This window comes from Campylobacter concisus, from assembly GCF_902460875.1.
GTDB classification, from domain to species: Bacteria; Campylobacterota; Campylobacteria; order Campylobacterales; family Campylobacteraceae; genus Campylobacter_A; species Campylobacter_A concisus_AA.
This window is the reverse complement of record NZ_CABPVR010000012.1, coordinates 63,936-74,043: the sequence shown is the minus strand read 5'-3', so window position 1 is coordinate 74,043 and position 10,108 is coordinate 63,936. Positions and strand designations below refer to the sequence as shown.

Annotated in this window: 10 protein-coding genes; 2 read left to right on the top strand and 8 right to left on the bottom strand. The window is 39.3% G+C overall.

Annotated elements, in window-relative coordinates; genetic code table 11:
* Positions 1–305: 305 nt before the first annotated feature.
* From F3H01_RS08550 to tig, 8 genes are read right to left on the bottom strand one after another with little or no spacing between them, the layout of a single operon-like run.
* Complete coding sequence (locus F3H01_RS08550; RefSeq protein ID WP_149725490.1) at positions 306–1,028, bottom strand: TerC family protein; 723 nt, start codon at positions 1,026–1,028, stop codon at positions 306–308.
* Positions 1,021–1,608, bottom strand: coding sequence for a phosphoribosylglycinamide formyltransferase (purN, locus tag F3H01_RS08545; RefSeq protein WP_149725489.1), 588 nt, complete (start codon positions 1,606–1,608; stop codon positions 1,021–1,023). The genes F3H01_RS08550 and purN overlap by 8 nt, the downstream gene beginning before the upstream one ends.
* Entirely contained in the window at positions 1,590–2,993 is a 1,404-nt protein-coding gene (locus F3H01_RS08540; RefSeq protein ID WP_149725488.1) for an NAD(P)H-hydrate dehydratase, read from the bottom strand. The genes purN and F3H01_RS08540 overlap by 19 nt, the downstream gene beginning before the upstream one ends.
* 2 nt (positions 2,994–2,995) lie before the next feature.
* Positions 2,996–4,501: a YifB family Mg chelatase-like AAA ATPase gene (locus F3H01_RS08535; RefSeq protein ID WP_072594011.1), complete on the bottom strand. Its 1,506-nt coding sequence runs from the start codon at positions 4,499–4,501 to the stop codon at positions 2,996–2,998.
* Complete coding sequence (gene def, locus F3H01_RS08530; protein ID WP_087577214.1) at positions 4,498–5,016, bottom strand: peptide deformylase; 519 nt, start codon at positions 5,014–5,016, stop codon at positions 4,498–4,500. The genes F3H01_RS08535 and def overlap by 4 nt, the downstream gene beginning before the upstream one ends.
* 14 nt (positions 5,017–5,030) lie before the next feature.
* Complete coding sequence (locus F3H01_RS08525) at positions 5,031–6,053, bottom strand: GGDEF domain-containing protein (protein WP_072594013.1); 1,023 nt, start codon at positions 6,051–6,053, stop codon at positions 5,031–5,033.
* Between the two features lie 8 nt (positions 6,054–6,061).
* On the bottom strand, positions 6,062–6,652 hold the full coding sequence (gene clpP / locus F3H01_RS08520; RefSeq protein ID WP_054196008.1) for an ATP-dependent Clp endopeptidase proteolytic subunit ClpP: 591 nt from the start codon (positions 6,650–6,652) through the stop codon (positions 6,062–6,064).
* Positions 6,652–7,983: a trigger factor gene (gene tig / locus F3H01_RS08515; RefSeq protein WP_149725487.1), complete on the bottom strand. Its 1,332-nt coding sequence runs from the start codon at positions 7,981–7,983 to the stop codon at positions 6,652–6,654. The genes clpP and tig overlap by 1 nt, the downstream gene beginning before the upstream one ends.
* 137 nt (positions 7,984–8,120) lie before the next feature.
* On the opposite strand from tig, the gene folE reads away from it, so the two are divergent.
* Both folE and fliI read left to right on the top strand, forming a co-directional pair.
* Positions 8,121–8,693 carry a GTP cyclohydrolase I FolE gene (gene folE / locus F3H01_RS08510; RefSeq protein ID WP_149725486.1) on the top strand — a complete coding sequence of 191 codons (573 nt, stop codon included), beginning with the start codon at positions 8,121–8,123 and terminating at the stop codon, positions 8,691–8,693.
* Entirely contained in the window at positions 8,690–9,997 is a 1,308-nt protein-coding gene (fliI, locus tag F3H01_RS08505) for a flagellar protein export ATPase FliI (protein ID WP_087586752.1), read from the top strand. The genes folE and fliI overlap by 4 nt, the downstream gene beginning before the upstream one ends.
* The last annotated feature ends 111 nt before the right edge of the window (positions 9,998–10,108 follow it).

The following is a 10,108-nucleotide window of genomic DNA, read 5'->3' as shown; positions in this document are numbered from 1 at the left end:
ATCAAAAATATTAATTAATACTTCGCCAAATACTTAATTTTTTACACACGCAAGCTTTTTATACTTCTCTATTTTACTACCTAGCTATAAAGTATGTCCTTTATTTCACGGATTTTTAAGTAGCTTGACACGAATATTTTACACTGATATTACAACAAAACAAACATCGATCTACTATCTATTATGCATTTTATGCTTATCAAAATTTTACCTTCAAATTTCAACAGATTTATCTTTTCGGGCTAAAATTTTTTGATTAACATTTTATCCATCATGTCATTAGCTTTTTCATCATCGTAAAAATATTATTTAGCTAACACTTTCTTTTTAGCATAAATATTTATACTTTCCACTGCCAATGAAAATGCCATCGCAAAATAGATATACCCCTTTGGAATATGAAATCTTAATCCTTCAGCAACGAGCGTCATGCCCACAAGCACCAAAAATGCAAGTGCTAAAATTTTTATAGTCGGGTTATTATCTACGAAATTAGAAATACCTTTTGACGCTATCATCATTACGCTAACTGCTAAAATAACAGCTATGATCATTATCTCTATATGCTCAGCCATTCCGACAGCTGTGATAACACTATCAAGTGAAAAAACAATATCCAAAACAGCTATCTCACTTACGATAACCAAGAAATTTGCATGTGATTTTTTGCTATTTTTATGCTCTTCGCTTTCGCCAGAAACACTAGAATGTATTTCAAGGGTTGATTTTACAAGTAAAAATAGACCGCCTAGTATAAGCACCAAATCTCGGCCGCTTATGCTAAATTCTGCGATAGTAAAGAGTGGCTTTGTTAGCTTCATAATCCAAAACAATGAAAGCAAAAGTAAAATTCTAGTCACCATAGCTAGCCCTAAGCCAACAATCCTACCACTGCCGCGCTGCTCTGGAGGTAGTTTGCCTACCAAAATAGCGATAAATATAATGTTATCTATGCCTAAAACTATCTCTAAGCCAGTTAACGTAAGTAGTGATATCCACGCTTCTGGCGAACTAAACCATTCAAACATTTGCTTCCTTTGTTAAAATTTTTATTATGCTATCAGGCAAAATTTCATGCTCTATCGCATGGATTTTGCTCTCCCAATCCTCCAAGCTCATACCATCTTCTCTTTCAAACGCCCTTTGTGCGATGAGTTTACCTCCGTCAAGCTCCTCGCTCACGTAGTGCACGCTAACTCCGCCAAGCATCATTTCGCTCTCAAAGCTCTCTTTTATCGCATGAGCGCCTTTAAAAAGTGGCAATATGGAAGGATGTAAATTTATGGCTTTTATCTTTGATGTAAAAACAGGAGTTAATATCCTCATAAATCCAGCAAGCACTGTTAGTTCAGCGCCGCTTTTTAAAATTTGCTCCACAACTGCAGCGTCAAATTCTTCTCTATTTGCAAATTTGGCACTCTCTATTATCGTCGTATCAAGCCCAAATTTCTTAGCTCGCTCGATGCCATATGCTCCTGGCTTGTTGCAAATACAAAGGCAAACTTCGATCTTTACGCCGTTAAAAATTTGATTATGAACTTTTTTAAGTATCGCTTCTAAATTTGAGCCACTACCACTAAAAAGTACGGCTATCTTTTTCGTAAGCATTTTACTCCTTTTATAATGTCTGTTGGGCTAAGCGCATAGCTATTTTTTTTGAAATTTTTAAGGCTTAGTGCATGAGCTAGTGTAGCCGAGATAGCAGCATCCAGTGGCTCGTAGCCTTGAGCTAAAAGAGCAAGCACAAGTCCGCTTAGCACATCACCACTGCCACCTTTTGCAAGCGTGTTTTTGCCATAAGGCATAATATAAATTTGTCCGTCTTTAGCGATTATCGTATTTGCGCCTTTAAGTACTAGCACGGCCTTAAATTTCTCGCTCCAAGACTTAGCATAAGCAAATCTACTTTCTTGTAATATTTTTACGTCGATATCTGCTATATTACAAAGCCTTAAAAGTGAGCAAAACTCCTTTGGATGAGGTGTCAAGACGCAGTTCTCATCTAGTAGATCAAGCACTTTTGCGCTGTAAAAGATATCAGCGTCAAGCACTAGCTTTTTGCCCTTTAAAATTTGCGTATCAAGCTTTTCTATACCCTTTTTGCCAAGCCCCATGCCAACGGCTCCGGCATTCATTTTATCGCTTATCTTGCTAACTTGCATGATCTGCGTTGGCAAATTTAGACTCTCATTGCTTATCACGCTAACTAGCCCAGTCCCAAAGGCAAATGCTGCCTTTGCGCAAAGCATGCTAGCTCCTATGTGCTCGCCAGATACAATAAATGCGTGGCCAAAGTCGCCCTTATTTACACACTGATTTTTTCTATTTGGAAGTATAAGGTCGCATTTTTCAAGCAGGTGATAGTCACTCTCGCATTCGTAGTTTTGCGCGCTTATGCCAAGATCAGCGACCTTTATCTTGCCAACAAAGTCTTTTGCTGCGTCACTATAAAGAGCTAGCTTTCTAGCTCCCATCGTGATCGTAGTATCTGCTTTTACGCAAGCGCCAAGCACCTTGCCCTCGCTACTTAGTCCACTTGACATATCGCAAGCGATGGTATAGGCAGTGCTGGCGTTTATTTTTGAGATGAGCTCTATTTGCTTTTCGTCTAAATTTCTATTTAGCCCTGAGCCAAAAAGCCCGTCTATGAGGCATTTTGCGCTATTTAGGCTATTTTCTACGTCTTTACTCTCACGCACTCCAGCAAATTTAGCTCGCTCAAGCTGTTTGGCGGCTAGTGACTTTAAATTTTTACTAGCTAGGATAAATTCGCACTCAAACTCGCCATCTAGCATCCTTAAAGCACAAAGCACGTCAGCACCGTTATTCCCACCACCGCAAATACCTAGTACCCTCATACCTTTTTTAAATTTCTTACGGATGAAATTTGCTATGCCAGCGGCAGCGTTTTCCATTAAAAGCTCTTCACTAAGGCCAAATTTCTTGCTCGCTCGCTCGTCTAAAATTCTTGTATCTAAATATAAATTTTTCATCTTTATGCCCTAAAACTAAGCGCCTCTAAGATGTGGGGCTTTAAAATTTGCTCGCTATCATCAAGGTCAGCGATACTTCTAGCCACTCTAAGTGTCCTTTTTATGCCTCTTTGAGAAAGATTGTACCTCGAGGCTGCCTTTTGTAAAATTTCTCTTGCTTCATTATCCAGTAGACAAAATTTTTCTACTTGTGCATCATTTAGCTTGCCGTTTAGCTCATCTTGATCGCGCTTTTTTTGAAACATAAACGCCTTTAAAACCATATCGCTCATCTGTTGTGAGCTCAAACTCGCCTTGTCACCTGGCGAACTCTCGTCCATAGCAACTTTTAAATCAATGCGGTCGAGCACTGGAGCTGAAATTCTTGATTTATAGTTTTTTATCTCATTTTCGCTGCATTTGCAGTTTAGATTGCGAGAGAATAAATTTCCACAAGGACATGGATTTTGAGCTGCTACGAAGATAAATTTCGTTTCATAAGTCACTTTTGAATTTACCCTTGCGATGTGGATTTGATTGTCTTCAAGTGGCTCTCTAAGGCTCTCGATCACTTGTTTAGAAAAGTGAGGAAACTCATCAAAAAAAAGTACTCCACCATTTGCAAGCGCGATCTCACCGATCTTTGCGACATTTGAGCCACCACCAAAGATAGAGCTTTTAGTCGAGGTGTGGTGCGGCGAGCGAAAAGCTCTAATACTTGTAAATTCGCTATCTTGCAAATTTAGCGATCGGTAGGCGGCAGACTTTAACACCTCTTCTAGGCTTTGTGGTGCCATGATATAAACGAGGCGTTTTGCACACATGCTTTTGCCGCTACCTGGGCTACCTTCAAATAAAATATTGTGCATACCAACAGCTGCGATGACGCAGGCTCTTTTAGCTCTTTCTTGACCCAAAACATCCTTAAAATCAAGCTCGAAGTTTAAATTTGGAACGTATCTTTTGCCAGAAATTTCTATAACGTTTGAAAATAGCTCATGTGTAGCGTTAAAACGTATGCTTTTTGCAAATTCTGCGTCATTAAAAAATCTAATCGCTTCCTCTAGAGTACTAACCGCATAAATCTCTAAATTTGGGATCATAGAAGCTTTTTGCGCTATCTCTTTTGGCACCAAGACTTTTAAGTTTTTTACCTGCGTGCTTAAAAAAAGAAGGATCGAGAATAAATTTGCTGTGCTTTTTACGCTTCCATCAAGTCCAAGCTCGCCAAAGACAAAAATTTTCTCTAAGCTTTTTGCCTTTTGAAGAGCTATAAGAAGGGCGATAGCTAGGTCAAAATGTGAGCCACTTTTTGGCAGATCTGAAGGGGATAAATTTATGGTTATCTTTTGTGCCGGGAAGGAAAAGTCAAGTGCCAGAAGTGCTGCCTTTACACGTTCTGTGCTCTCTTTTATACTTGTGCTTGCAAGCCCAACGATGCTAAAACCAGGAAGCCCACGAGAGAAGATAGACTCAACGTCAATTATCTTTAGCCCATCGCCGTAAGTAGCACATCTTAAAGACTTCATGAAGCTTTTTCTTTTTTTTGCTTTTTGTATTCCTTATCAAATTTTTTACGTTTATTAAAGCCGATTTTTTCTATAAAAAGATGTCCATCTAAATGATCATTTTCATGCTGGATAGCGATAGCCAAAAGCCCATCAGCCTTTAAACTTTGCTCTTTGCCAAAGCGGTCTTGATATTTGATAGCCACAACCTCATTTCTTTTTACATCTTCATAATATCCAGGCACACTAAGGCAACCCTCTTGATATATGCATTCTCCTTCGCGTAGTTCAAATTTTGGATTTATGATCTCGATTAAATTTTCTTTATCTTGTACACCCTCGTCATTGGCTAGATTTATAATAAAAATTCTTTTTGCAACACCTATCTGAATAGCAGCAAGGCCGATGCCTTCTTTTGCAATCATCGTATCATACATATCATCAAGTAGTTTGTGAAGTTCCTCGTCAAAAATTTTAACCTCTTTTGAGACTTCATAAAGCTTTTTATTTGGATAAGATAAAACCTCTAAGATCAAGCCCAAACTCCTACTTATTCACCCAAAAATATAGGCTGCTCATCATCTTGTGTTAGCATTAGTTGATCTAACGAGTAAGAGATTAATTCTTCAGCACTTCTTGTCTTTGTTATCATGCTTGAAACCACTTGGATGTCAAGCTTGCACTCTTCACCATCTATCTTCCAAGGTATAGATGAAAGCATATTTAAAATTCTACTACCGGCTTGTTTTGTACCATTTTCATCAGTATATTTCATAACCATAGCAAAACAGCCATCTCCGTAATGAGCTACTATATCGCTTCTTCTAGAAGTTCTTAAAAGAAGCTGTGATATAGCTTTATACATATTGTTTCGCTCTTTTAAATTTTTAACACGATTTGTAAATCTATCTTTTGCTCTTACTAGTAAAAACGATGCGTTATAGCCATATCTTTTAACAGCTTCTACTTCACTTTGCACTGTGGCTACTAAAAATTTTTTATTATAGACGTCATATGTCGTATCATAAATCGACTGCTCTTCAATAGATTTAAGCATCTTGGCTACTTCGTCATAGCTTACTTTAATGACATCAAGATGCTTATCCATAAGGCTGTTTAATTTTATTAAGTCATGGTTAAATGCGCTTAAAACATTTTGAAGAGCTAGGATATTTGTATTGTTTTTGAGTGCATCCATGCGCTTTTGCACTAGGCCTCTCATGATGCCTAAGTTTTTATAGATTAGCACCACGGCTTGAAGCATGCTTTTTATCTGGATAAATCCTTGCTTTATCTCTTTTTCAATAGAGATATTACCATTTGTAGGCACTGAGATTTCAGAATTTGCGACTATAATATCACCGATCTCTTTTCTAAATTCATCAGGCTGTCCATCAAGCATTTTCTCAAAATAAATAGAGTAATTGTTTGGCGTAGATGGAACATTATCGTCGCTTAATTCATGCAAAACATTTTCTGAAAATCTGTAGATATCTACCTTTTCTTTTTCTAGAATATGTTTTACCTCAACCGCTTTTTTCTTAGGATCTGGTGCATTATCTATCTTTATCACTTTGGGCCTTATTTAAAACTTTTCTCCAAAATTTTATCAACAAGTCCGTACTCTTTGGCTTCGGCCGAACTCATAAAGAAGTCACGTTCAGTATCTTTTACGATCTTACTTAGCTTCTGACCTGTATTTTTGGCCAAAATTCCGTTTAAAATCTCTTTCATACGCAAAATTTCACGAGCTTGTATCTCGATATCAGTCGCTTGTCCTCTAGCGCCGCCAAGTGGTTGGTGTATCATGATGCGAGAATTTGGCAATGCATATCTTTTACCTGGTGCGCCACAGCTTAGCAAAAATGCACCCATGCTAGCCGCTTGACCGATGCATATCGTGCAAACATCTGGCTTTATGTAGTTCATCGTGTCATAGATACTAAAGCCACTTGTTATCACGCCACCTGGTGAGTTTATATATAGATAGATATCTTTATCTGGATCCTCAGCCTCTAAAAATAGCAGCTGAGCGACGATAGAAGCAGCCATGCCGTCCTCTATCTCGCCACTTAGCATAACGATCCTGTCTTTTAAAAGACGGGAGTATATATCATAGCTTCGCTCACCTCTACTAGTTCTTTCAACTACGACAGGAACGTAATAGCTCATTACTCGGCCTTCTCTTTTTTACTTGCTTTTTTCTCGTCTTTTTCTTTGTTAAAGAGCTCACCAAATAGCTTCTCTTCGATCATCGACATTTTTATAGCTGGAAGCATGCCTTGGTTGCGGTACATCTCAAGGTGTGCTTTTGGATCTTGACCGCTTCTATACGCCTCAAAATAGATCGCTTGAACGACCTCTTGATCGCTTACTTTTACGCCTCTTACACGAGCTAGTTCATCGATGATGAAAGTTAAACGAACGCTATTTTCAGCGTCTTTTCTAAACTCGTCACGTTTTTTAGAAAGAGCATCTTTGTCCTCTCTAAATTTTTTCATATCATCTGGAGTAAATGAGCTCCATGCGTTTCTAAACTGCATATCAATCTCTTGCTCGACAATATTTTTTGGCACGTCAAATTTAAATTTCTCGACCGCAGCTTCAGCAAATTTTGGCTTAAGCTCATCATTTATAAGTTTATAAATTTTCTCTTGACGGATTTGCTCTTTTATACGCTCATCAAGTAACTCTTCAGTTGGTTTTTCTTCATTTGGAAGTAAAGTTTTTAGCATCTCTTCATCTAGTTTTTCAGGAATTTTTCTCTCTTGAATTTCATGAAGTTTGACTTTAAAAACAGCATCTTTGCCAGCTAAATGTGCAGCGCCGTAGTTTTCTGGGAATTTAACCTCGATATCTTTTTCGCCACCAGCTTTTATGCCTACCATGCCATCTTCAAAGCCTGGAATGAATTGATTTGAGCCGATCTCAAGCACATAGTTTTCAGCCTTGCCACCATCAAATGCAACGCCATCAACAAAGCCTTCAAAGTCAAATTTAGCAAAGTCACCAACTTTTAGGCCTCTTTTGCCATCAATTTTCTCAAGTGGAGCTATCATTTTTAAAAGTTCAGTTTTTTTCTCATCGATATCTTTTTTCAAAACACGTGGGTTTGAAAACTCAGGTATCAAGCTCTCATAGCCGCTCACATCGACACTTGGTTTAAATGAAACTGTTAGCTCAACGTCGATCTTGCCATCTTTTCTGTCAAATTTTGAAACAATAGGCTCGCCAATAAGATCATCATTTTTCTTGCCTGCTTGTTTGATAGCCTCTTCGACTACATCTCTTAAGACATCTTGCTCAGCGTCGTTTGTTAGCTCTTTTTCGTAGCGTTTTAGCACAACAGCAACCGGGATGTGACCTTGTCTAAAGCCATCTACTTTCATAGTTTTTGCTGCTTTTTTTGCTAGCTTTTCTACGCTAGACTTTATAGCATCTGCACTTATAGTCGTGCTTGCTAGAGTATTTACGCTATCTAGAGCTTTTGTTTTGATTTCCATCTAATTCCTTTATGAATACAAATTTTTAGCCCAAAATATAGCAGAATTTTCCTTATTTCATTGTAAATTTGTAAATTTTTATAGATATAAAAGGCGTTTTAACGTAGAATCTAGCAATAAAATTATGGAGAAAATTTATGCAAGAGAGTTTTGAAAATTCGGTTAAAAATATGCTAACTATTATCGGTGAGGATCCAAACAGAGAGGGGCTTATTAAAACCCCTGAGCGCGTTTATAAAGCTTTTAAATTCCTTACCAGTGGGTACGAGCAAGACCCAAAAGAAGTCCTTGGTGACGCACTATTTACTAGCTCAAATAACGAAATGGTTCTTATGCGAAATATTGAGTTTTACAGTCTTTGCGAGCACCATTTGTTGCCTATTATCGGCCGAGTGCATGTGGCTTACATCCCAAATGGCAAGGTCGTTGGCCTTAGTAAAATTCCACGCATGGTAAATATCTACGCAAGACGCCTTCAAATCCAAGAGCAGATGACCGAGCAGATCGCAAAGGCACTCGAGGATGTAATCGCTCCAAAAGGCGTTGGTGTCGTGGTTGAGGCTAGACATATGTGCGTCGAGATGAGAGGTGTACAAAAGATAAACTCAACAACTACCACCTCAGCTCTTAGGGGTTGTTTTATCAAAAACGCAGATACGAGACGAGAATTTTTCTCGCTTATAAATTCTCCTAGGGAAACCCATTTTTGAGCTTAGAGCATATAAATTTAAAGCTTAAGGAGGGTGTGAAACTCTCAAACACCTTTGGCATCATAACTAAAATCACAGCTACGACTATCGAGATCACTGGACTTCGTCCAAGCATCGGCGATATCGTGCGTATAGTTGCAAAAGATAAGAGTAAAAATGGCCTTGGCATGGTTACGCAGATAAAGACAGATGGCGCTTATATCAGCCCATTTGGATTTGTTGAGGGATTTAGGATAGGTGACTTTGTCTATGAAAGTGATCAAGGTATGAATATACCAGTGGGGCCAAATTTGCTTGGGCGCGTGGTTGATCCGTTTATGAAGCCCATAGACGGTAAAGGGGCGATCGATACGACCGAGTACATGCCGATCATGAGAGCGCCGATAGATGCGATGAAAAGGGGGCTTATAAATGAGCCATTTAGCGTCGGCATAAAGACGATAGATGGGTTGCTTACATGTGGTAAAGGGCAAAAGCTGGGAATTTTCGCAGGTTCAGGCGTGGGCAAATCAACCCTCATGGGCATGATCGTAAAAAACACGCTTGCGCCAATAAAAGTGGTCGCACTAATAGGCGAACGTGGTCGCGAGGTCCCAGAATTTATCGAAAAAAACCTAGGCGGCGACCTGGAGGGCACGGTCATCATCGTAGCGACCAGTGATGATAGCTCGCTCATGCGAAAGTACGGCGCATTTTGTGCGATGAGCGTGGCTGAGTACTTCAAGCAGCAGGGCAATGATGTGCTTTTTATCATGGATAGCGTGACACGTTTTGCGATGGCACAGCGTGAGATAGGCCTTGCACTTGGCGAGCCACCGACCTCAAAAGGCTATCCACCAAGCTCGCTCACACTTTTACCTCAGCTAATGGAGCGCGCTGGCAAAGAGGAAGGCAAGGGTAGCATTACAGCCTTTTTCACCGTGCTTGTCGAGGGCGATGATATGAGCGATCCGATAGCTGACCAAAGCCGCTCTATCCTGGATGGGCACATCGTGCTAAGCCGCGAGCTAACGGACTTTGGCATCTACCCACCTATCAATATCCAAAACTCGGCCTCTCGTGTAATGGGCGATGTCATCGGCAAGGAGCACAAGCAAAATGCGATGAAATTTAAGCGTCTTTACTCGCTTTTAAAAGAAAATGAGGTCCTGCTTCGCATCGGAGCCTATCAAAAGGGCAGCGACAAGGAGCTTGATCTTGCAATCTCAAAAAAAGAATTTATGGAAAATTTCTTAAAACAAAGCTCAGAAGAAGCCTTTGCGCTCGAAGAGGTCGAAGAACTGCTTGATAAGATCAATCAGTAAATTTCTAAAATTTGCAAGCCTTTTTGTCATTTTTTTGACTACTGAATCTTTATAGTGGCTTTAGTTAGGATGTCAAAATTTCAGTCAAAAAATCAATAATTCTACCTTTTC

Excerpts from the sequence above, each read along its gene's own strand:
- F3H01_RS08550 (WP_149725490.1), bottom strand. The coding sequence starts at position 1,028 with ATGTTTGAATGGTTTAGTTCGCCAGAAGCGTGGATATCACTACTTACG.
- purN (WP_149725489.1), bottom strand. The coding sequence starts at position 1,608 with ATGCTTACGAAAAAGATAGCCGTACTTTTTAGTGGTAGTGGCTCAAAT.
- F3H01_RS08540 (WP_149725488.1), bottom strand. The coding sequence starts at position 2,993 with ATGAAAAATTTATATTTAGATACAAGAATTTTAGACGAGCGAGCGAGC.
- F3H01_RS08535 (WP_072594011.1), bottom strand. The coding sequence starts at position 4,501 with ATGAAGTCTTTAAGATGTGCTACTTACGGCGATGGGCTAAAGATAATT.
- clpP (WP_054196008.1), bottom strand. The coding sequence starts at position 6,652 with ATGAGCTATTACGTTCCTGTCGTAGTTGAAAGAACTAGTAGAGGTGAG.
- tig (WP_149725487.1), bottom strand. The coding sequence starts at position 7,983 with ATGGAAATCAAAACAAAAGCTCTAGATAGCGTAAATACTCTAGCAAGC.
- folE (WP_149725486.1), top strand. The coding sequence starts at position 8,121 with ATGCAAGAGAGTTTTGAAAATTCGGTTAAAAATATGCTAACTATTATC.